The following is a 20926-nucleotide window of genomic DNA, read 5'->3' as shown; positions in this document are numbered from 1 at the left end:
GTTTCAATGCGTTCGGCGCTTTCGTGGCCAACCGAGGATGCCCCTGGAAATCGAACGCGGATGGTGAGCGTTGCCTCGGCAAAAGACAATGGCACTCTGGAATCAGCGAGCCATGGAAGCCCGCCCCCGCTCGAACTATAGCGTTCGAGGCACAGCGGGCAGGAGGAGATGATCGGGCGGACAGATTTTTCCGCTAAGCGACAGGCTGCAAGGCCTCCCCATGCGTCGGGGAAAGCGAAAAACGTGGCGGTCAGGGCGGCGTAAAAACCTGACGCTGGGCGGGCGCGCCCTGGAGGGTGGGCCTCTTGCCGGGCGTATCGCTCCGCCCGGCGAGAAGCGACGGAAGGCTCAGCGATGCATCGGCATTCCGTGAACCGGTGGACGCGCGGGGCCATGATAGCCCGGCGGCAAACCCGGTCGGCCCGGACCGTAAGCCGGCGGCAGCGGACGATAACGGCCGCCGCCCCAATAGCCCGGAGCCCAACCTGGCGCGCGCGGCGGCGGAGGCGGCAGGTAGTAGCGCGGCGGAGGCGGCGGGCTGTAGTAGCGCACGGCGCCATAGGGCCGCCCGCCATACCCGTAGTGATAGACAGGCGCGGGATAGACCTCGTAGCGCTGCACGCCGTAGCTCCCGACATAGCGCGGCGGTTCGGAATAACCGCCATAGTCGTAGACCGCGCACCCGCCCAAGGAAAAACCGAGCATCGCCAGGATTAGAGATCGATACATGGCGGCCTCCTTCGACCGCGGGGAGGAGCCCGGCGAACGCCGGCTCCAGGTTTGCACCCAAGGACTCAGACCACGACGAACGATCGGCATCGCAGCCGCCCTGCCCGGAATAATTACCGCGTATGTCCCGGCGGGCTGTTCGCGCCGGTCTTGCATCGAGGAACGCCGCGCTTCAGGCTGTGCGTCCGCCTACCGCCTTCGCCGCCCGCCATGGACCATCCACTACCGACCGATATCTGCCCTTTGTGCGGCCAGATCAATCACTGCACCCAAAGCGCCGAGGAAACCCGCGAGCAACCCTGCTGGTGCTTCAGCGCGCCGGTCTCCCGCCACGCCCTGCACCGGCTGCCGGACGCGGCGCGCAACCGGGCCTGCCTCTGCCCCCGTTGCGCAGCCGGCCTCGCCGAAGACGAGGCGGGCTGATGCGCCTCGACCGCCTGCTCGGCCACCGCGGCGCGTTGAGCCGCCGGGACGTCCGCCTGGCGCTGGCCAGCGGCCGGGTGAGCGTCGATGGGATGGTGCAGGTCGATGGCCTGCTGGCCGTCAGCCCGTTCCAGCGCGTCGACCTGGATGGAAAGCCGCTACAGGCCGGCAAGCCCGCGCGGTATTTCATGCTGCACAAGCCAGCCGGCTGGGTCAGCGCCACCTGCCATCCCGAGCACCCGACGGTGCTGGACCTGCTCGACGAGCCGGACAAGGACGAACTGCACCTGGCCGGTCGCCTCGACCTGAACACCACCGGCCTGTTGCTGATCACCAACGACGGGCTGTGGTCACGTCGCGCCACCCTGCCCGGCAGCCGGCTGCCCAAGGTCTACCGGGTCCACACCGAACAGCCGATCCAGCCTCGCTACGCCGAGGCGTTCGCCCAGGGCATCCACTTCGCCTACGAGGGTCTTACCACGCTCCCCGCCACCCTGGAAATCCTCGCGCCGCGCGAGGCGCGCCTGTCCCTGCACGAGGGCCGCTACCATCAGGTGAAGCGCATGTTCGGGCACTTCCAGAACAAGGTGCTGGACCTGCATCGGGAGCGCATCGGCCCGATCGTCCTGGACCTGCAGTTGCCGCCCGGCGCTTACCGATCATTGACCCAGGCGGAAATCGACGCCTTCTGAGCGCGGCGCCGAGCCGCTCCCACCGCCGCGGGACTCGTCCCCTTCCACCGCCATACGCCCGCGGGGCGGTGTGCCACCGCACCGGACGTCGCCCGGCGTCTCGCCTGACACCTTCCTGTCATCCCCACGCGGTTTCCTGAGCCTCACCGCGAACGGCCGCACGCCGACCGCCTGGATGAACCTTGCACGGAGGAAACGCCATGGGCGCCCATACCGCTGTCGTCGACATCGACGGACACAAGCTGTACACGGAGTTCCATCACCACCCGCAGGCGAGCAAGACCATCGTGCTGGTCAACGGCTCGCTGTCCACCACCGCCTCTTTCGCCCAAACCCTGAGGTACCTGCACCCGCAGTTCAACGTGCTGCTCTACGATGCGCCCTACGCGGGCCGCTCGAAGCCGCACAACCCGCCGGGCGCCTATCTGGGCAAGGAGACCGAGGCGGAGATCCTGCTGGGCCTGATCGAGCGGTTCCAGGCCGACCACCTGATGTCGTTCTCCTGGGGCGGCGTCGCCAGCCTGATGGCCGTGGCGCGTCGGCCCGCCTGCCTCGAGAAAGCGGTGATCGGCTCCTTCTCGCCGCTGATCAACGCCGCCATGCTCGATTACCTGCAACGGGGCCTGGAGCACCTGCAACGCTGCGACCGCGAAAACGTCGCCGGGCTGGTCAACACCACCATCGGCAAGCACCTGCCAGCCCTGTTCAAGCGCCACAACCACCGCCATATCAGCAATCTCGACACCCATGAGTACGCCCAGATGCACCAGCACATTCGCCAGGTGCTGAGCCTGGACGCCATGGGCTATACGCGCACCTTCGCCGCCATCGACATCCCGCTGCTGTTCATCAACGGCGAACGGGACGAATACGCCCCGCCGGAGGACGCCCGCCAGTTCGCCGGCCTGATCGGCCAGAGCACATTCGCCACCGTCCGCAACGCCGGCCACTTCCTCGACCTGGAGCACAAACTCGCCTGCCTGGAAACCCGCGACGCCGTGCTGGGCTTCCTGCGCACACCCGCCCCACTCGCACGTCGCCATCCACCACGACCACCGTTCTGGCAGAACCGGCCCCGGGAATCCTTGCTGCATACCGGCACCTGAGGCGGCCCCGTGGAAGGTCGCCGCCTCGCGGAACGGACTCTGACGAATGAAATGAAAAGACCCTTCGGGCCAACCCGAGCCTACGAGACGGGAGACCGATGGCGCGCGGGACGATGTATGAACGCGTCGAAGCGCGCAGCACGCGCGGATGGAACGATCGCTGCGCGGAAAGCCATCGGGCGCTCGGCCATCACCGAACGGCGCTGCACGACGCTGCGAGCGAGCGCGGCAAATACCTGGCGCTCGTCAGCGAGGCCGTGCCCCGCCGGGTGGGCTCTCGCAGGCCTGACCGCTCTCCCCTCGGCGTCGCCGCGGCCGCCCTTGCCGGTGCCCATACCTGCCTGGCAGGCAGCGGCATTTGACACAGAAATTCGCTCGACGCTGAGGCAGCGTAGTGCCGCCGTTTGTGCAGCCGCCTCGCAATACGAGCGCTCATCGTCCGAACATCAGCGCCCGGTGCGCTGCGGCTCCAGCCAAGGCGCCGTCGCCGACGGCCAAGGCGACGTTTCCCGCTGCCCTGGCGGTGTCGCCGCAGGCAAATACGCCCGGCAAAGAGGTTGCCTGGGTGCTGTCGGTGCGGATGAAGACGCCTTGTGGCCCCTCCACCAGCGCGCAGCCCAGTTGTACCGCGAGGGGAGACACGTGCAGCCGCGTTGCGATGAACAGCCCTTGGAACGGCAACGTCCGGCCATCGCGCATCACCACTTCCAGGGAGGCCCCTGCCAATCGCGCCACCAGACCGCGTTCGACCGTCACATCGCGCGCCTGGAGCTGTGCCATTTGTGTCGCGTCCGGCTCGAAACTGCCGTTAAGCAGCAAGGTGGTCTGGCCCCAATCCGGCAGCATGAGCGCCTGATGCATCGAAAACGCCGAGGAAGCCAGTACACCGATGCGTGCCTGGTTCAGTTCGTAACCATGACAATATGGGCAGTGGAACACCTGTTTGCCCCAGCGCTCGGCCAGCCCGGGAATCGCCGGCAACTCATCCACTACGCCAGTGGCCAGGACCAACAGACGCGCCTGATGGGTACGTCCCTGGTCGTCGGTTAACTCGAAGCCTCCGGCAATGTGGTGCGCCCGCTCGATACGGGCGGGTAGCCAGTCGACTCCGTCGTACTCCATCAACTGCGCGCGGCCCACGGCAGCGATCTCTGCCGCCGCCACGCCGTCCTGAGTCAGGAAGCCACGGGACATCGTTCCAAACCGATTGCGCCGTTCGCCGGCATCCACCACCAATACCCGTCGACGCGCCCGCGCCAACTGGAGCCCTGCCGAAAGACCCGCATAGCTGCCGCCAATAATGACTACATCGTAAAGCATGGGAACTCTTACTCATAAATGTGTATCTTTAAAAGATACACTAATAAAAAATATACTCATAGCCGTTCGAGCGATGGAACAAGAGCAGAAGTTCCAGTGGGGCATGGGGTAACTCGTGAGTGCGCACAGGCCATTGAATCGCTCGACAAGTCGAGCCAGGGTTATCGTCCCCCAAATTGCTTTTGATGCGTGCGTTTGAGCGCTTGAGCCTCGCGCACGGCGGTCTGGAAACTGCGGGTCAGGGCGCGCGTTGGGGTGGCGGTGGCGGCGAGCTGGCGGGACAGGTCGGTCGCTTTTGCCTGGGCCGCCTGCAGGGCGGCCGCGGTCTGCGCAGCGGCGGCGCGCTGGGTGCGCCAGGCGCTGACATCGGCTTGGGTACGGTTCAGCTCCTTCAGCCGTTCCCGGGCCGCCTTCAGCTCCCGGGCGGCGCCGATGCTGCTGCCCTGGATTTTCTTCAGCGGCCCGCTGGCCTTATCCAGGGCGGACAGCAGCACCTGCAGCTGCAGCTTATTCGTGGCCATCGGGGGTCGCTCTCACACGGGCGCGCTCGCGCCACTCCATCAGCTCCTGCAGGCCCAGGCGGTCCATATCCGCCGGTGCCCAGTGAAACACCACGGCCAGGTCGGCCATGGCGTCTTCTACGCGGTGGGGGAGAATTCCGCCCGGGCCGCCTTCTTCAGCAAAAAACCGGCGATCTTGCCCCCAGCGTCCAGCAGGTCGGCGGGGTCCATGAGCCGGGCGTAGTGCTCGGTGATGGCGGGTGTGGTGATGCGGGGCAGCAGCTTGACGATGGCGCCCACGTCCAGTTGCAGCAGCTCGGCCAGGGCGATGCCGCGCAGCTCGCCGGCGGCTGGCTTGCGCAGCGTCAGTTGCTCGATGACCTGGTCGCCGCGGGTGATCGGCTGGTCGAGGGTGACGGTGTTGTCGGCAAGGGGGCTGGTCGTGTCAGTCATGGGTGGCTCCAGGGTTGGGGGGAATTACCCTGGAACCTTGCCGCACGCGCGCGGCGCAGGACAGCCGCGGTCGGTGTGGATGGTGCTGCTACACCGGTGGCCGTTGCGCCTGCGTCAGGACTCGCCGTCGATCTTGTCGGAGAACCAGCCGAGAAGCATGTAGGGAATCACTGAAGCGAAAAAATAGAGTGGGTTGCGCTCGTAAATCGTGAATCCAATGCCGGCCCAGCAGATCAGAAAGACAACCCATCTGAGCTTCTCCGACCGTTTAAGGCGTGGTTTCATCTGATCTTGACTCCGTTGTAGCCCCAACGTACGTAAATCATATAGGGAAGGATGCGCACCGTTCCCTTAGGGGTCTCCAGAAATATCGGCACCGTAGCTTGCTTTTTGATAATCCCATTCAACGGCCTGCCGACCCGTGCCATGTAGACACCTGGGCCATACATTCCGGTGACTGATCCATTAGAGAAAAACTTGCTAGACCGAATAATACCGCTGGCCCGGACGCTAGCAGCACCGGCCTCAGTGGTGAAGTGAATAAGGTTTTTGGGCAGGCCGAAAAAGCCATATCCGGCGAAGCCTAACGTCAACGCCGTGGTCGGAGCGACTTCTGGCGTCAACAAAGCGGCAAACACGCCAGGCACGTGGGCGAGAGGAGCAAGTGGGCTTTTTGAGTGGGTGGCGACATCAGCCCAGTACATGGACGATTCTTCAGCTCGCAACGTGGACAGGCGATAGATATTTGCCAATTGAGCGACGAAGCGGTGGATTGCGCCCTCATTCGTGACGGTGTAGGTCTCATTGCAATCCTGGGGGCTGCACTGCAAGGCGTCTGCCATGGGTCAACGCTCCATGTTGAAGGGGGCGTAGCATACCCCCCCTTTTCCCACACTGACGTGGCTCTGGTCACAGTGCCATCAGAGCCGATGGCCTTGCGCTGTTCGGCCAGCAGGTCGACTCCGTCGAGGGTTTCCACACCGGGCTCCAGAGGTTGAGTGAACTCCTGGAGCCTCGCAGGCGCGCGCGGGTAGCGATATGGAAGGTAAGGGGGTGTGCTACAAGCCGGGCGCTGGTGGCTCGTCTGGCAAGCGTGCGCGAAGCCGCCTGTTTTCATCCCGTAACTGTCGATTTTCTCTGACCGTAGAGAACAGCATGACCGCAAGGAACACCAGAGGAGCCCAGTCCCCGAGGCCTTGATGAATCAGCCATGCGATCAGGAACCCACCTATGCCGCAGATCAGCAGTAATACCTGATCCTTCAACTTACTCATGCCAACGACCCGCGGCCAAAGCGCGCATACATGCCGCGAGCCGGATGATTTGGGGTGTAGATTTCAGGGTGGCGCTGCAGGTGGCTGATCAACCAAGGCCTGTCCAGATTGTGCATGCGGGCGAAAGCGAAGGCATCGATTATGTATGAGCCGCATGCGCCATAGCGCCCGGTGGCCACGGCAGCGCTACCTATCATAGCCCCCAGGTATCCAGCTGAGCCGATGGCCGCTAAAACTTTAGCGGCGTCTTTCATTGTGCCCGCACCTCTAAGATCGGCGACGGTGACCTTAGAGCCATATTTCTCATGAAATGACATCAGGTAAAGGATATCGCCCATCACCATCTTAAACGTGCCATCAATGGTTTCAGTCAAGGTCATATAGATTTGGTCCATGTTTTCCTTGTAGTACGCAAACCACGATTGGCCAGGACAGTCATCCATAACTCTAATGCTCAATGTTGAGGGGGTCGATAGATTACCCCCTCACCTTGAATGCTGGCGTGCCGTTTGTCTCAGTGCCATCAGATGCCGATGGCCTTGCGCTGTTCGGCCAGCAGGTCGACGCCGTCGACCACTTCGATGAAGTTGAGCAGATCGACTTCGATTTCCGTCCGGCCGTTCACGGTCAGCTTGTAGTAGCTGCACGTTGTGGTGATCTTCTGCTCGGTGTGCTCGCCCGGGTTGCTTCGCCCATCTCGATGGTTTCGTGGCGGCCGCGCACCACGACTTCCACCGCGTCAACCTCGCCGGTGTCGTCGCGCTGGTAGGCGCCGGCAAAGCGCAGCAACGCGCCGTCGGCCTTGATCGCGCGCCATTGGCGCAGGGTGGCCAGGTCGAACCCGCGACAGGTCCGCTTTTATCGGCAAGCAAAAGCATGGGTCAACGGATAAATATATATCTTTAAAAGTTTCACTAACAAGCGAGATGCTCATAGCCATTCTAACGATGGAATAAGAGCAGAAAATTCAGTGGATCACGGGTGGCTCATGAGTGCCGCACAGGGTATTGAATTCGTTCGACAAGTCGGCCAGAGTTATCGTCCCCAGACGCTCCAGCAACAGATCCTTCGCTTGCTGCATGGCCTCCTCGAGCGAGGCGTTGACCACCCGTTCCACGCCGCATTCGGGATTTTCCCGGTCAGTGCCGATGGCGAAGATACGCGGCCCGCCAACCGCATTATGAATATCCAGCAACGTCACTTGGGACAAATCGCAAGCCAGGGTCCAGCCACCGTTGTAGCCCTTTCCAGCCTTCACATACCCTGCCTGGCGAAGCCCTGCCAGGGTACGGCGCACGACGGCGGCGTTGGTGCCAAGCATCTTAGCGATTTGCTCGGAGGTGACGGGGTGACCATCGCGGGCCATATGCAGCAACACGTGCAGCATCCGGGATAAGCGGCTATCGGTTCTCACGGCTGAGCCTTTTAGTGGAAACGCGCTGAACGATACAGCGCGCATGGTCACGCCGCTATGGCGCTGCGCCTACCCTGGGCGTCGGTGGCGTTTTTAGGCTCTAGATGGCTCGCGTGGGTCAGTGATGTGCCTGCCTCTCATACGCTCGGCACCCATGTCACCCCGAACGTGACGCTGTTGACCTGGATAGGGTGCACAGCATGAAGGATCCGCCGGAGACGTCTGGGTGGAACCTGCCGCTTCCATATCCGCATCGGTGCTTGGGTTCGCTCCGTTGTGCGCCGTGGTCGATTGCAATACTCGGGCACCAGCAAATGACGAAACGAAAAAGCCCTGTAAAAACAGGGCTTTTCCGTTGATAGATCTGGAGCGGGCGAAGGGAATCGAACCCTCGTCATGAGCTTGGGAAGCTCAGGTAATGCCATTATACGACGCCCGCTCGGGCGGCTGACTTTGTACCAGAATCGGAGGACGAAATGAAGCCTTCATGCGCTCCGATTCGGTTCCACAGCGATTCGGACAGACGAATGCCGTCCGGAAACCAAGGCCCCGTCGTAGCGGGGCCGAAGCGTGGCATCAATCCACTTGGTCGCGAATGACTTGGCCGGTCTTGCCGTCGATGCGGAATTCGTGGGTCTTGGTGTCTTCCTTGGTCTTGGCGCCCTCGCCTTCCCAGTAGCCGTTGTCGTCGGCTTCGATCTTGTAGATCAGGGTGTAACCGGCTGCCTTGGCTTTTTCCAGGGCTTGTTCGAGGGTGATCCAGTCGGCACCCGGACGATCGGCGAACGCGCTACCTGCAGCCAGGCAGGAAAGGGTGGCGAGAGCGGTCAGGGTTTTCTTCAGCATGGGTAGACTCCATTTCCATTGAAATAAAAGCGTTTTGTACGCTCGTATTTTTGGAAAGGACTCTTGGCGGGGAGTTCAGGAAAATATAGAAATCCCGAGCTTTCAGTACCTTACAAAATGTAACGAGCCTTTCTCGAATATTTCCGTAAAGCGCCGCGAATCATTTCGCCTGAACCCTTTTTCGGTGCGTCAAGTCACATCTTGTGAGCCAGCACTCCAGGCTGGTCGCGATACGAGTCAATTGTCCGCATAGAAGGGAAATCCAATGAATATGAAGACTTTACTTGCTAGCGCCGTCGCTGCTTATATCGGTGTGATGGCGTCCGCTTATGCTGCCGATAAAATGAGCCCCCGCGACTTCGTCGACGAGGCCTCCGCCAAGGGTATTGCCGAAATCGAAACCGGCAAACTGGCCTTGACCAAGGCGACCTCGCCCGAGCTGAAAAGCTTCGCGCAGATGATGATCGACGATCACACCGCCGCGAATAAGAAGCTTGCCGCTCTCGCCAGCCAGAAAAAGCTCGAGGTGGCTGACGATGCCGAGCTGATGAGCAAGGCCAAGGAAATGATCCTGAAGCTGCGTAGCGGTGAATCCTTCGACGAGGCCTACGCCAATAATCAGGTCAAAGCCCATGAGGCGACCGTCAAACTGTTCCGTGAAGAAGCGGAAACGGCGGACGACGCGGACCTGAAAGCCTTCGCCAAGGACACCCTGCCTACCCTGGAAAAACACCTGGAAGCGGCGAAGAAGCTGGCCGCCACCCATAAAAAAGCCGACTGAGAGCTATCGGTATCGAATGATCTGAAGGGCCGATCGCCTCGAGATTTTTATGAGTAACGAGTCCCTTCTCTAGAAGTAAAACGATCCCAATAAAAAGCCCCGCTATGCGGGGCTTTTTATTTAATGCCAGAACAGCGCGATCAGGATAATGATTGGAATCGGTACCCCGAGGAGCCAGAGGAAGATAGAGCGCATGGTGTTCTCCTTGTTTTATTAATCGGTACGCTCGTTAGAGCGACAGGGTTAAAAAAGCGTTCCGACAAAATCTTTGCTGGACAGTAACCCACGGGGGTAGGAACTGCCGCCAAAGACTTCACTCGTTGCTCGGCTTACGGACTTCAGCCTTCTTTTTACTGGAAGACGAGGCCTTTTTATGTGTATCGGTTTTATGTGTGTCGCTTTTCTTGGGTGTGTGAACGACCTTCGGCGGGACTTTCTCGCCTTTCGAAGGCGTCTCGCGGGTCTGTTTATCCTTGAGCGTGCCGGTACCCGGAGCGGAGGAGCCCGGAATGGGCAGCGCTGTCGTCACGTCGGCGAAAACTGGGCCCGCTAGAAAGCAGGTGAGCGCGAAGGGTACGAGCGACTTCATGTTCATGATGATTCTCCCAATTTGATCCCTTCTTCGGTCGACAAGAGTAAAACGATGCTCATACCGCTGGCGTCTGCTGTACCCTCGCCGAAAGGTCAGAATTACCCCGGCGAACCCCCATCAAGTAAGGCGTTGCCAGAGTGAAAACGCATCATTGGCCGGTGCCGCCAAGAACGGGTAGGCTCGACGTTTGTTGGCGAATGGCCGTACCGCATTCCGGCAATGCCGATCCAAGTGCCGGCCCATCATGGCGTGTACGGCTTTCAACGCTTGTGCAAGCTGGCGGGAATGGCCTTGGCTTTTCACCAAACCCGTGTAATGCCCGGGATAAAGGTCCTGATAGGTCAGTACGAATTGGTGCGTAGTGAACTGGGCGGGCAAGCGATCCAGTACAGCGTTTACTTCAAACAAACTCGACATCTCGGACTCCCTACAACCCTGAGGTCAATAGGTGATGAGGAGCAGAGTTCGTGCCATCTAATAATTTATAAAATCATTTAAAAATCAAACACTTGGAAATAAATCCACGTACGTTCACCTTCAAATTGCAAGGTCACGGCATCTTTCATCGTGCAAAATGCACATCCCGCCAACGGGAGATAGGTTGGTAGTTCCCCCTCACCCACGGACGCCAAACAAGATGAATCGCTAATCAATGTATCCGCTCATTCGAGCGCTGTGATTGACGATGCTCGAGGTTGTCTGCGGGCTGCTAGAGGTCGACTGGCTTAGGCCATTTCGTGCACAGTAATGGATGAGCGTCGAATCGATACCACTTCGTCACCCTCCCCATGAGTTGAGTGAACTCATCCTTGGTAAGGGTTGCCTGTTTCTCACCGAGATCGAAGCGATTCCCCTGCGCTCAACGGCAACTTGTTTGCCTGTTCTTGCGCGCGCTTTAGAAGGCAGAAGTAACCGCTCGTCCACAGGCATCCGAAGGCCGCTAAAAAAAGGCGAACGGAATGGCAATGGCGGTAGTCATCGTTATGGGTGATTCATTGCAGAAGTACGACCATGCAACACTTGACTTCCAAATTACGCGCCATGTTGCCGGATGACGTTGCGTTCATGCTGGACGTTCAAGGCGAGGTCATCGAGCTGACCGTGACGGATTCCGCCTCATCCTGGACCGTCAGCCGGATGCTCTATCAGCGTCACTTGGAGAATCACGGCTTTCTGGACACGATCATCAATGACATCGGCGCCGAGTTCGTTCGCAATCGGAACTCGCCCGCCTAGAAATCTCCCTCATTCTGAACGACGACGATGAAAAAGCCCCGTATGACGGGGCTTTTTTCATCCAACGGGATCAGCTACCGCCACCCGCTCCACCGCCGGCGCCACCACCACTACCACCGGCAGCTCCGCCGCCGCTACCGCCCGCTGCGCCACCCCCGGTGCCGGAGCCCATGCCACCGCCTGTACCGGAACCAGAGCCCATCCCGGCGCCGCCTCCGGAGCCGCTACCCGAGCCCATGCCGCCGGTACCACCGGTGCCCGTACCGGACCCCATGCCGCCGGTGTTGCCCGAGCCGGAACCCATGCCGCCCGCATTGCCGGTCCCGGTCCCGGAACCCATGCCACCGGTACCTGTACCGGTGCCGCCGGAGGGCGCGCTCATGGTGCCGCCCGTGCCGGTTCCGGTACCGTTGCTCATGCCGGTGCCCGAGCCATTGCCCATGGAGCCGGTTCCGGTTCCGGTTCCGGTGCCGTTACCCATGCTGCCGCCGGTCCCAGTGCCGTTGGCGCTGCCGCCCACGCCATTGCCCGGGGAAACGCTGCCGGCGGCGAAAGCTGTCGAGGAAAGAAGACCGCTAAGGGCCAGTGCCGCTATCGTCATTGATTTCATCATGCTTCTCCAGTGATCGGGTCGAAGCCCGCATCGACGCATCTGCCCCAGCGGCCTCGGTCGCTGGTGTCGAAGGGCCTATTTTTATGGCAGCACCCATCTGGCAGCGTGCGACCCAATGGACGAACGGTTTCGCTCGCCAAAAGCGTCGGAGAGATGCTCGAAGAAGCATCCGGGCATGCCCACGCGAGTCGATCCCGAGGCAAGCCTGCAGGTCCTGCTCGCGCCCTCCCTCGACCCATGACGCGAACGCTTCCAGAAGCCTCTATACAGGTACCTGGCGCTCCGCCAAGGTTATGGCTCGATCCGCCCGGGACGCCATCGCCATCAAGGCTTCAGGCATGAAAAAGCCCACCCGAAGGGTGGGCTGTACCCACGCGCCGCGCGCTTCAAACCTTGAAGCGTTGCACCAGCGTGTTGAGGTCCGAGGCCAGGCGCGACAGCTCGGCGCTCGCGGTCGAGGTCTGGCGCGCGCCGTCCGCGCTCTGGATGGACAGGTCGCGGATGCTCACCAGATTGCGATCCACTTCGCGCGCCACGTGGGCCTGCTGCTCGGAAGCCGTGGCGATCTGTAGATTGCGCTCGTCGATCATGCCGACCGCGCTGGTGATTTCCTGCAAGGCGCGCCCGGCTTCGTCGGCCGCCTGCTGGGTTACCTGCGCCTGGTTGCTGCTGGTCTGCATGGCCTGAACGGCGGCTTCGGTGCCGCTCTGGATCGAGGAGATCATCTGCTCGATTTCCAAGGTGGAACTCTGGGTGCGATGGGCCAGCGCGCGCACTTCGTCCGCCACGACGGCGAACCCCCGCCCTTGCTCGCCAGCCCGCGCCGCCTCGATGGCGGCGTTGAGCGCGAGCAGGTTGGTCTGTTCGGCGATCGAACGAATCACGTTGAGCACCTGGCTGATATCCTGCGCCTGGCTGGCCAGGCCCTGGATTTGCTGCGAGGTGCCCTGCACCTGCTCGGTCAGGTTGCGGATGGCTTGCAAGGTCTCGCCCACGCGCTGATTCCCGGTCAGCGCCGCCTGGCTCGACTGACGCGCGGCGTCCGAGGCGGACGCCGCATTGCGCGCAACCTCCTCGACGGCGGCGCTCATCTGGTTGACCGCGGTGGCGGCCTGCTCGATTTCGCTGTTCTGCTGTTGCAGGCTGCGGCTGCCCTGGTCGGTCACCGAGGTCATCTCCTCGGAGGCCGAGGCCAGCTGGACGGAGGACTCGGAGATTTGCCGCAGGGTCATGCGCAGGCTGTTCTGCATGTCCTGCAAGGCACGCATCAACCGCGTCGCCTCGTCCTGGCCCTCGATCAGGATCGGCTTGGTCAGGTCGCCGCCCGCGATGCCTTCGGCCAGCACGATGGACTCGGCCAGGGGCCGCACGATGCTGCGGGTCAGCAGCATGGCCAGCAGCACGGTGAGTACCAAGGCCGCCACCACCAGCGCGACGACGATTTGCACGCTGCTGTGATAGACGTCCGAGGCGACCTCGCCGGAATGGGTCGCGCCCTTGGCGTTGAAGTCACGCAGCAGCGTCAGGTTCTGCTGATAAGCCGAGGCGCGGTCGCGCTGTTCGGTATTGGCCCACTGGATCGCCTGCTCGTGGGACTGGCTTTCCAGATCGAGGAATTGCTGTACGCCTTCCAGGTAACGCTGCATGGAGCCGGCGGCTTGCTCGAACATGTGCCGCTCGTCGTCGCTGGACAGCAATTTGCGCCGATAGTAGTCGGTCTTGTCGTTCAGGTCCTTGCGGGCCTGCTGCATCGCGGCGATGGACTGCTGGCGCTCCGGGGGGGACGGGCTGGACAGCAGGCGCAGGCTTTCCAGGCGAATCTGCAGCAGCGCGATCTGAATGTCGTCGGTGGTCTGGATACTGGCGAGCCAGTTGGTCTCGATGTCCTGCTCGGCATGGCGCAACTTGCGCATCTGCAGGAAGGAGAAACCGCCCAGGACGATCAACAACAGGGTAATGAGGGCGAAGCACAGCGAGGCACGCGTTGCGATGTTGAACGAGCGAAGGCTCATAGAAGGCTTCCTATAGGGGATTCAAGACCGGCGATTCCGTTTGGCGGCCGTACAAGCGACTACTCCGCTTACGATTCAACCTCGCCCATTACGTTAGCTATCGGCAATCCGTGCAAAGCATCTACTGCACGGGAAAGCCGTTCGTCGCTCAGTTCTCCACGGCACCCTTGCCGGGCACCATGCCCCGGGCCGCGAACCAGTTCAGCAGGGCCACCGCCGTCATGGGCCTGGCGATGTGATAGCCCTGCCCTTCGTCGCATCCCCACTCGCTCAGCATGCGATAGATCGCTTCGCTTTCTATGCCTTCCGCGACGATGCGATACCCCAGGCTGCGGGCGAGCTGGATCATCGCCTGGACGATCTGCTTGTCGCGTTCGCTGGCATCCAGGCCCCTGGCGAAGGATTGATCCAACTTCAGCGTGGTCGCCGCGATTTCCCGCAGGTAGGCCCAGTTGCTGTAGCCGGTGCCGAAGTCGTCGATGGCGAGCCGGACGCCATGGGCCACCAGACGCTCCAGTTGCGCCTTGACCATGTCCGGGCGCTTCATCAGCGTGCTCTCGGTCAGCTCGAGCTCGAGGCCTTCCACGTCCACGGCGAACACCTCCAGCAGTAGAAACAGGTGGTCGACGAACACGCCGTCCTCCAGATCCAGCGCGGACATGTTCAGCGACAGGCCGAACCGCCAACCCAGGCGTTGCCAGTCGGCGAGCTGGCGCATGCCCTGGGTCAGAACCCAGAGGCTGACCGGCCGGATCAGCGCGGTCTTCTCCGCCAGCGGAATGAATTCCATCGGCGAGATTTCGCCCAGTGTCGGGTGCGTCCAGCGCAGCAGCGCCTCGACCGAGGTGCACTCGCCGGTGCGCAGATCGACCTTCGGCTGGTAGTGCAGCGAGAGCTGGTCCTCCCCGTTGAGCGCCGAAGGCAAGGCGTTGAGCAAGCCGAAGGCGCGTAACTGCTCTTTGTCGCGGTGTTCGCTGTAGAAGCTCCAGCCGGTGTCGTTTTCGCGAGCATGATCGGCGGTGCTGACCAGGCAACGTAGCCAATCCACGCCGCCTTCGTGCTGGGGCAGCAGGCGCAGGACGCCGAGGCCGAGATGGGGGCGGATCGGGATGTTGTCGCAGTTCACTTCTTCCTGGAAGGCGTGGACTATGCGTTCGAACAAGGCGATCGCCCATTCCGGTTCGGCATGCGGGCCGGTGAGGATGAAGGCGAAGCGGGTGGGACTCAATTTGTACAGCGGGGTCGCGGCGGGCATCAGGCGTTGCAGGCGCTCCTTGATGTGCAGCATCAATTCCGTGCTGAACACATAGCCCAGCGCCTTGACGATTTCGTTGAGGACGCCCGGTGCGAATACATCGGCCGCCACCAACCAGACCGGGAACTTGCGCTCCGCGAGCAGATAACTCACGTCTTTCTGCAAGCGCAGGCGATTGAGCAGGCCGGTCGGGGAATCGATGTAGTTGATCGAACGCAGCGCGTTGATGCGCGCCATCGCCAGACTGGCGAGCGACTCCAGCAACGAGCTTTCGGAGGGGCTCAACGGAGGGCGCGGCCGTTGATCGATGATGCACAAGCTGCCCAGGCTCAAACCGTCGTCGGTGCACAGCGGAATACCGGCATAGAAGCGGATATGCGGTTCGCCCAGCACATAGGGGTTGTCACAAAACCGTTCGTCCAGGGTGGCATCGCTTATCTCGAAGATGCCTTCCTGGAGAATCGCGTGGGCGCAAAAGGAATGCTGGCGGTGGGTTTCCTTTATCCGTATACCGATCCGGGCACAGAACCACTGACGGTGCTGATCGACAATGGAAATCAGCGCAATCGGAACATCGAACAAGCGCGAGGCCAGCGCAACGATCGTATCGAATCCCTCATCGCCATCGCTTTCCAGCAAGCCCAGTTCTTTTATCCGCGCGAGGCGTTGTTGCTCGTTAGAGGGAATCGAGGCACCACGTTTCATGCTGAGTGCTCTGAAAGGTCTTGGATCAAGCATAGCGGCTGTATCCCAAGAGGGAATACGACCTCCAGCCAATTAATGGCATAAAGCCATTAATCATGGACCGAGCGCTTTGGACAGCGCGAATACGTCGCGACGGGTGGATGCTTCGCCAGCCTTGGGACAAGGGCTGGCGGTTAAAGACGGGAGAGCGTCAGGATGTCTTTGCCTGGCGGTCGATCAGGCTGGAAGGTTCTCGCACGGGAAGCGCGGCCTTGCCGAGGTCCGACCAAGAGCTGAGAAGCGCGCGCTCATAAAGATCAGCCGCTTCCTGACGGGTGGCGCAGGCGATGAAGAACTCGTTGAAGTACACCCGCCACGTCGCGCCACTTTTCTTGATACGCAGATCCATTGCCATGTCCTGAACGGGTGACTACAGGCTCGCCCGACGAGGGACGGCCACCGCTGAAAGCGCGCGGTTATACCCCACCAGGCTTTGCAGAGGCAATGTGCTCTGCTGGGCGATCAATTCACGACGAATCGCCCCGATCCATTTTTCCAGGTGCCCATGGGACTGGTATTCGCCATTGGGAATCACCCGTTTGATCACACTGTTCTCCTGGCCGCGCAGGACCAGCAGCAGGCTGCGATCAGGATTGGTGGACAGGGTCACGACATAGTCCGGGAAGGCGGTGGTGAAGGCGCTGAGGGCGAGTTCCATGGAGAGATGCTCCTATACGGGGGTGAACCTGAACCCATAGAAGCAAGGGACACGCCAAAGGGGCGGAAAAGCCATTCGCTTGCGGGACAAAGGGTTAGCTGCCATCAGGCTTTTCAGGGTCGGGCAAAATGCAACGAATAAGGTAAAAATGGATGCAATTTGCCCGATCGGTATTTTTGCCCTGAATGAAAAAGGGCGACCTAAGTCGCCCTTTTTTCTGCTACAGCAATATTGCCAGCAGGATGATCAGGGGTATGGGGACCCCCAACAGGAACAGCAGAATCGAACGCATGAGCGCTGCTCCTTAGCGGGTGACGTAAGCGGTATCACGCGTAGTGGTCAGATAAACCACCGCTTCACGTTGACGACCACCGAAGGTAGCACCTAGGGCGCCTACGAACGCGCCACACAGCAGCGCGATGAACATCCAGATGGAGGTCCAGGCAGCCAGTTTACGGGCCTCGTCTGCAGCTTGTTTCACTGCCACCTTGGCTTCTTCGACCGCTTGACGCGCCTGAGCGAATACCGCATCGACACGTTTCTCGGCTTCCGGCTGGGTCAGGTTGGAACGTTGCGCGACCACTTGAGCGAGGTACTGGCGATCTTCAGCGCTCAGTTGCACGGTCCCGGTGTCCTTGGCGTTCACCAGGGTCTTGCCGAAGATGCGGGCTACTTCGGCGCGCACGGCGTCGTCGCTCACCGGAGCCGGACGATCGGTGCGGAACAGCGCGTCCACGTAATAGCCGTAGGACTCGTCGCCGATGTCGGAATTCTGAGCGGCGCTGCCCGCGGCAGCGCTGGCAGCGGTCGCTGCACCGGAGGCGACGCTAGCACCGGCTTTAACACCGCCACCGATCACGGCACCGACCGACGACATGACCAAAGCGGCCGTTACCAGGGTAGCGACGGCCCAAGCCAGGAAACCGTGGGCGGTGTCGCGGAAGAACACTTCGTCGCGATGGACGGAAGCCCATTTCACGCGCAGGCGACCGGCAATATAGCCGCCCAGGCCCGATGCGATGATCTGGGTCAGCGCCAACCAGACGATGGTGCCTACGCCGATCTTGCCAGCGCTGACACCGCTGTCCGCCCAGGGGGAGACTGCAGAAAAGCCCAGGCCCATGCCCAGGAGGATCAGGATCAGCGACAGTGCGGCGGCAGCGGCTGCCCCCGCGAAAATAGCGCCCCAGGAAACAGCGGAGTCGCTCTGCTCGTCGAGAGCAGCGGGATAAGTGCTAAGGGTTTCATTCATTGTTTGAGCTCCGGCAGAATTGGAAACACAGCTGCAAATACTTTTTAAGCACTTCCACTTGAGCACTGAACGTGCCAATTGAACAAGTTACGCAAGCTATTGATTAATAAGGATTAAATATTGGATCTGGTTTGCTTTACCATGCACATTGCATGACACAGGTAAATCATGCGGGCGTTTTGCACTGGAAGGCCAAGCCGTCAGGGAATATCCCCGACTGAGGCGGCGTCTTACAAACGGCGGACATAAAAAAGGCAGCTCTGAGGAGCTGCCATCGGCCATGTAGGAAAAAGTCCCGCGGCCATGAGGGGAATGACCACTATACTGTATGCACATACAGCCAGGCAAATTTCTGGAACCTGCTTGATGTGGGTGACTCAAGATTCCGCACATCCATCGTTATTGGCATCTGTGATCCGCCCACAAGGAGAAGAGCGCATGCAAAAAATGAATCTGGGGGGGATGGGACCCTTCGCCCTGGCCAAGCGCACCCTGACCGAATTCGTCAATGACGACATGCCGACCTATGCATCGGCGCTGGCTTACCAAGCCCTGTTTTCGATGTTCCCCTTCCTGCTGTTCCTGCTGGCCCTGGTGGGCGCGTTGCACCTTCCGGAATTCTTCGCCTGGCTTCGCCAGCAGGCGGAATTCCTTCTCCCCGGCCAGGCCATCGAGTTGGTGAATCCGATCATCGACCAGATGCAAAACCAGAACAGCGGTTTTCTCTCGGTGGGCATCGTGGTGGCACTATGGTCGGCGTCATCGGGCATTCGCTCGATCATGAATGCCTTGAACAACGCCTACGACGTGGAAGAACGCCGGCCCACCTGGAAACGCTTCCTGCTGTCCATCGTCTACACCATCGGCATCGCGGTGCTGCTGCTCTGCGCGGCCGGCCTGATGATCATCGGTCCGCAGGTGATAGGCTGGCTCGCCGGTCAAATCGGCCTGGAGGATTTCGTGGTGGCGCTCTGGACCTGGCTGCGCTGGCCGGTTGCCGTGGTATTGCTGATGGCGGCGGTCGCCACCCTGTATTACGTCGCGCCGGACGTGGAGCAGGATTTCCGGTTCATCACCCCGGGCTCGATTCTGGCGGTGGTGATCTGGATCGTCGCGTCCCTGGGCTTTGGTTTCTACGTCACCAACTTCGCCGACTACAACGCCATGTACGGCAGCATCGGCGCGATCATCGTGCTGTTGCTCTACTTCTATATATCCGCGGCGGTCCTTCTGCTGGGCGCAGAAGTGAATGCAGTGATCGAGCACCACGACAGCGAAGGCAAGGACCCGGGCGAAAAGACCCTGCCTCAATAAAGCCGGTAAAGACGAAGCCCGCCAGGTAGGCGGGCTTCGCTTGAAAGGTTGGCAAGTCCTTCGCTAACGCGGGCGTCTCAGATCAAACATGGACGGGGGCGGTCTTGGAGGGCGCGCCACGCCCAGCGACAACCGGGGATACCGCGGCTGCCCCTTCGATGTCGCGACGGATGGCACTGATCACCCATTCGGTTCGAACCGGCGCGCTCAGTTGCGGCGAAGGAATGCTGCGCTTCACCTGGACCCCATCTTTCTCGAGGATTATCAACTGACCGCCGTCGGCACGCTGCTGAGCGGTAACGACATGATCGGGAAAGGCAGCGGAAATGGTTTTCAGGCAGACGGTCATGAAGGAGCTCCTATCGGTGGAGTTGAGTTCCAAGCGATATAGCAGTCTTCATGCCAATAGTTTTGAAAAAGCAGAAGGTTAACCAATTCAGCAACTTGCTCGATGATGGGGTCATTATGCCGCTTGCAAGTTGCACGACCGCAGGTTGCAAGACAAGGCATTTTGCATAGCCGGCCTTATACGTCGAAGAGCCGCTGAAACCATAGGTATAAGCCTGTTGCTTGAGCCAGTACCTGAACCAGGGCTTACGATCTCCACCTGCTCGAACCGTCGAAACCTGCAAAATACCAAAGCTGAAAGATGGGATGTCGTGAACAACTTGTTCCGGCGACCGAGCACTTATTTCAAAGGGCGACAATCGGAGTTGTTAGTGATAAGCCCAGTACGCCTGATATATCCACTGGCTCATACACGAAATGGGGCTTTCAACGAACTTGAAAGTCTCATGAGAACGCCGCCGATCGATCTCCGACAATTCGAATGGGGTTCGGATCAATCGAGGGCTCGGCCAGAACCGAGCCCTTCACGACACTCACTGACCCTTGCTGGTGTCGCTCTTGGTCGCACTGCCAGTGCCGGTGGCCTCTCCCGACGTACCGTCGCCGGTAGCCGTACCGGTGGAGGTGTCGGTGCCCTTGCCCACTTCGGTGGCCGGACCGTTGCCCACGTCGTCTTGGGTGGTTCCGCTTCCATCCACCCGGGCGGGTACCGAAGGGGTGGCCGGATCGCGGGGCGGAACGGGATTGGTCGGGCCTGTGGAGTCAGCGAAGGCGCCGGACGCCAACAGGCCAGTCAACAGGAAAGCCGTCACAGTGATCTTTTTCATCGTCGAACTCCATGTAGGTAAGCGGACTACATAGATTCGGCCGTGACGCGTGGACATCGTTCCGTTTCCCTGAGTCGCTCCGGCCGAGGAAGTCAGCCGTCTCACGCCGTTTTCCTGCCGTTTCGCGCCTGCTCCAGCCTAAGGCATTGATTTCTCGATAGGCGCTCCCTAGGCTCTGGCTCAGTCGGCGTTCGCGGCGCAGGTCAGGGTGATGCGCAGCTTGATGATCGCGCGATTGAAATTGACCGTGAGATAGCTTTGCTGGCCAGGCGCGAGGTTCGCCTTGCGGCGCTTAGGCGCTTCCGGCCCGTTGACGAAGGCCGCCGTGCACGCCACAGGCTCCTGGCCTGCGTTGTAGAGGGTGATCGAGCCCATGTTGCGGTCGACGTCGTCGGTCGTATAGGACACCTCGCTGCCGTTGAGCTGCTTCTCCACCTCGATCGGGTAGGCGAACAGGGTCATGGGCGCGAGCGCGAACAGCACGCAGATCAGTTTTTTCATCGAACGTTTCTCCAGCTAGGTGACCCTCAGCTTAAC

At 60.9% G+C, this 20926-nt stretch carries 29 protein-coding genes, 1 tRNA gene and 2 pseudogenes; 7 read left to right on the top strand and 25 right to left on the bottom strand.

The genetic code is table 11. The features are described 5' to 3' along the window. Positions 1–348: 348 nt before the first annotated feature. Complete coding sequence (locus OGL92_RS18230; RefSeq protein WP_263146278.1) at positions 349–729, bottom strand: hypothetical protein; 381 nt, start codon at positions 727–729, stop codon at positions 349–351. A gap of 210 nt (positions 730–939) precedes the next feature. Between OGL92_RS18230 and OGL92_RS18225 the strand changes: the two genes are divergently transcribed. From OGL92_RS18225 to OGL92_RS18210, 4 genes are all read left to right on the top strand, one after another. Continuing rightward, positions 940–1152: a cysteine-rich CWC family protein gene (locus OGL92_RS18225; protein WP_263146276.1), complete on the top strand. Its 213-nt coding sequence runs from the start codon at positions 940–942 to the stop codon at positions 1150–1152. Continuing rightward, entirely contained in the window at positions 1152–1844 is a 693-nt protein-coding gene (locus OGL92_RS18220) for a pseudouridine synthase (protein WP_263146274.1), read from the top strand. Before OGL92_RS18225 ends, OGL92_RS18220 begins: the two co-directional genes overlap by 1 nt. Positions 1845–2044: 200 nt before the next feature. Continuing rightward, on the top strand, positions 2045–2950 hold the full coding sequence (locus OGL92_RS18215) for an alpha/beta hydrolase (RefSeq protein WP_263146272.1): 906 nt from the start codon (positions 2045–2047) through the stop codon (positions 2948–2950). A 113-nt stretch (positions 2951–3063) separates the two neighbouring features. Then, the gene (locus OGL92_RS18210; RefSeq protein WP_263146271.1) at positions 3064–3312 is read left to right on the top strand and encodes a hypothetical protein; all 249 of its coding nucleotides are present in this window, start codon (positions 3064–3066) and stop codon (positions 3310–3312) included. A 70-nt stretch (positions 3313–3382) separates the two neighbouring features. Here the strand turns inward: OGL92_RS18210 and OGL92_RS18205 are convergent, their stop codons facing one another. The 12 genes and pseudogenes from OGL92_RS18205 to OGL92_RS18150 all read right to left on the bottom strand — a co-directional run bounded on the left by OGL92_RS18205 (position 3383) and on the right by OGL92_RS18150 (position 8757). Next, the gene (locus tag OGL92_RS18205; protein ID WP_263146269.1) at positions 3383–4270 is read right to left on the bottom strand and encodes an NAD(P)/FAD-dependent oxidoreductase; all 888 of its coding nucleotides are present in this window, start codon (positions 4268–4270) and stop codon (positions 3383–3385) included. A 161-nt stretch (positions 4271–4431) separates the two neighbouring features. Beyond that, positions 4432–4791: a hypothetical protein gene (locus OGL92_RS18200; protein ID WP_263146268.1), complete on the bottom strand. Its 360-nt coding sequence runs from the start codon at positions 4789–4791 to the stop codon at positions 4432–4434. Further along, on the bottom strand, positions 4778–4900 hold the full coding sequence (locus OGL92_RS18195; protein WP_263146267.1) for a GpE family phage tail protein: 123 nt from the start codon (positions 4898–4900) through the stop codon (positions 4778–4780). Before OGL92_RS18195 ends, OGL92_RS18200 begins: the two co-directional genes overlap by 14 nt. Positions 4901–4908: 8 nt before the next feature. Then, positions 4909–5223: a phage tail assembly protein gene (locus OGL92_RS18190; protein ID WP_263146266.1), complete on the bottom strand. Its 315-nt coding sequence runs from the start codon at positions 5221–5223 to the stop codon at positions 4909–4911. Between the two features lie 114 nt (positions 5224–5337). Beyond that, positions 5338–5508: a hypothetical protein gene (locus OGL92_RS18185; protein WP_263146264.1), complete on the bottom strand. Its 171-nt coding sequence runs from the start codon at positions 5506–5508 to the stop codon at positions 5338–5340. After that, positions 5505–6065, bottom strand: a complete 561-nt coding sequence (locus OGL92_RS18180; protein ID WP_263146262.1) for a hypothetical protein — start codon at positions 6063–6065, stop codon at positions 5505–5507. Before OGL92_RS18180 ends, OGL92_RS18185 begins: the two co-directional genes overlap by 4 nt. 216 nt (positions 6066–6281) lie before the next feature. After that, the gene (locus OGL92_RS18175) at positions 6282–6497 is read right to left on the bottom strand and encodes a hypothetical protein (protein WP_263146261.1); all 216 of its coding nucleotides are present in this window, start codon (positions 6495–6497) and stop codon (positions 6282–6284) included. Continuing rightward, on the bottom strand, positions 6494–6892 hold the full coding sequence (locus OGL92_RS18170) for a hypothetical protein (RefSeq protein ID WP_263146259.1): 399 nt from the start codon (positions 6890–6892) through the stop codon (positions 6494–6496). Before OGL92_RS18170 ends, OGL92_RS18175 begins: the two co-directional genes overlap by 4 nt. Positions 6893–7020: 128 nt before the next feature. Then, positions 7021–7340: pseudogene (locus OGL92_RS18165) on the bottom strand (phage major tail tube protein); the annotation flags it as partial. A gap of 124 nt (positions 7341–7464) precedes the next feature. Next, positions 7465–7911, bottom strand: a complete 447-nt coding sequence (locus OGL92_RS18160; protein WP_263146258.1) for an Rrf2 family transcriptional regulator — start codon at positions 7909–7911, stop codon at positions 7465–7467. 365 nt (positions 7912–8276) lie between these two features. Next, positions 8277–8350: transfer RNA gene (locus tag OGL92_RS18155), tRNA-Gly, on the bottom strand. A gap of 137 nt (positions 8351–8487) precedes the next feature. Then, positions 8488–8757, bottom strand: coding sequence for a PepSY domain-containing protein (locus OGL92_RS18150; protein ID WP_263146256.1), 270 nt, complete (start codon positions 8755–8757; stop codon positions 8488–8490). Between the two features lie 265 nt (positions 8758–9022). On the opposite strand from OGL92_RS18150, the gene OGL92_RS18145 reads away from it, so the two are divergent. Beyond that, the gene (locus tag OGL92_RS18145; RefSeq protein ID WP_263146255.1) at positions 9023–9538 is read left to right on the top strand and encodes a DUF4142 domain-containing protein; all 516 of its coding nucleotides are present in this window, start codon (positions 9023–9025) and stop codon (positions 9536–9538) included. Between the two features lie 313 nt (positions 9539–9851). Here the strand turns inward: OGL92_RS18145 and OGL92_RS18140 are convergent, their stop codons facing one another. Both OGL92_RS18140 and OGL92_RS18135 read right to left on the bottom strand, forming a co-directional pair. Further along, positions 9852–10133 carry a hypothetical protein gene (locus OGL92_RS18140; RefSeq protein WP_263146254.1) on the bottom strand — a complete coding sequence of 94 codons (282 nt, stop codon included), beginning with the start codon at positions 10131–10133 and terminating at the stop codon, positions 9852–9854. A 114-nt stretch (positions 10134–10247) separates the two neighbouring features. Further along, entirely contained in the window at positions 10248–10547 is a 300-nt protein-coding gene (locus OGL92_RS18135; protein WP_263146253.1) for a hypothetical protein, read from the bottom strand. A gap of 594 nt (positions 10548–11141) precedes the next feature. Here OGL92_RS18135 and OGL92_RS18130 point away from each other — a divergent pair. Further along, positions 11142–11366 (top strand): hypothetical protein, encoded by a 225-nt coding sequence (locus OGL92_RS18130; protein ID WP_263146252.1) that lies wholly within the window; start codon positions 11142–11144, stop codon positions 11364–11366. Positions 11367–11436: 70 nt separating this feature from the next. Here the strand turns inward: OGL92_RS18130 and OGL92_RS18125 are convergent, their stop codons facing one another. The 7 genes and pseudogenes from OGL92_RS18125 to OGL92_RS18095 form a co-directional block, all read right to left on the bottom strand. Further along, positions 11437–11979: a hypothetical protein gene (locus OGL92_RS18125; RefSeq protein ID WP_263146251.1), complete on the bottom strand. Its 543-nt coding sequence runs from the start codon at positions 11977–11979 to the stop codon at positions 11437–11439. 386 nt (positions 11980–12365) lie between these two features. Further along, positions 12366–13991: a methyl-accepting chemotaxis protein gene (locus OGL92_RS18120; protein WP_263146250.1), complete on the bottom strand. Its 1626-nt coding sequence runs from the start codon at positions 13989–13991 to the stop codon at positions 12366–12368. A 148-nt stretch (positions 13992–14139) separates the two neighbouring features. Then, positions 14140–15531, bottom strand: coding sequence for a bifunctional diguanylate cyclase/phosphodiesterase (locus OGL92_RS18115; RefSeq protein WP_263146293.1), 1392 nt, complete (start codon positions 15529–15531; stop codon positions 14140–14142). Beyond that, positions 15532–15951, bottom strand: a pseudogene (locus tag OGL92_RS18110) (GAF domain-containing protein); the annotation flags it as partial. A 190-nt stretch (positions 15952–16141) separates the two neighbouring features. Continuing rightward, positions 16142–16339, bottom strand: coding sequence for a hypothetical protein (locus OGL92_RS18105; protein WP_263146249.1), 198 nt, complete (start codon positions 16337–16339; stop codon positions 16142–16144). Between the two features lie 21 nt (positions 16340–16360). Next, positions 16361–16648 (bottom strand): DUF3509 domain-containing protein, encoded by a 288-nt coding sequence (locus OGL92_RS18100; RefSeq protein ID WP_263146248.1) that lies wholly within the window; start codon positions 16646–16648, stop codon positions 16361–16363. A gap of 304 nt (positions 16649–16952) precedes the next feature. Beyond that, complete coding sequence (locus OGL92_RS18095) at positions 16953–17900, bottom strand: hypothetical protein (RefSeq protein ID WP_263146247.1); 948 nt, start codon at positions 17898–17900, stop codon at positions 16953–16955. A gap of 438 nt (positions 17901–18338) precedes the next feature. On the opposite strand from OGL92_RS18095, the gene OGL92_RS18090 reads away from it, so the two are divergent. Continuing rightward, entirely contained in the window at positions 18339–19214 is an 876-nt protein-coding gene (locus tag OGL92_RS18090) for a YihY/virulence factor BrkB family protein (protein WP_263146246.1), read from the top strand. Positions 19215–19296: 82 nt separating this feature from the next. On the opposite strand, the gene OGL92_RS18085 is transcribed toward OGL92_RS18090, so the two are convergent. From OGL92_RS18085 to OGL92_RS18075, 3 genes are all read right to left on the bottom strand, one after another. Then, positions 19297–19563, bottom strand: a complete 267-nt coding sequence (locus tag OGL92_RS18085) for a DUF3509 domain-containing protein (RefSeq protein ID WP_263146244.1) — start codon at positions 19561–19563, stop codon at positions 19297–19299. 532 nt (positions 19564–20095) lie between these two features. Continuing rightward, positions 20096–20389 carry a hypothetical protein gene (locus OGL92_RS18080; protein WP_263146241.1) on the bottom strand — a complete coding sequence of 98 codons (294 nt, stop codon included), beginning with the start codon at positions 20387–20389 and terminating at the stop codon, positions 20096–20098. 180 nt (positions 20390–20569) lie between these two features. Further along, on the bottom strand, positions 20570–20890 hold the full coding sequence (locus tag OGL92_RS18075) for a 3-phosphoglycerate kinase (RefSeq protein WP_263146240.1): 321 nt from the start codon (positions 20888–20890) through the stop codon (positions 20570–20572). Positions 20891–20926: the final 36 nt, after the last annotated feature.

Origin of the sequence: Pseudomonas sp. RIT-PI-AD (assembly GCF_025642785.1) — a bacterium.
Lineage (GTDB): Bacteria > Pseudomonadota > Gammaproteobacteria > Pseudomonadales > Pseudomonadaceae > Pseudomonas_T.
Note: the sequence above shows the minus strand (reverse complement) of the source record. Positions and strands in the feature narration are given on the sequence as shown.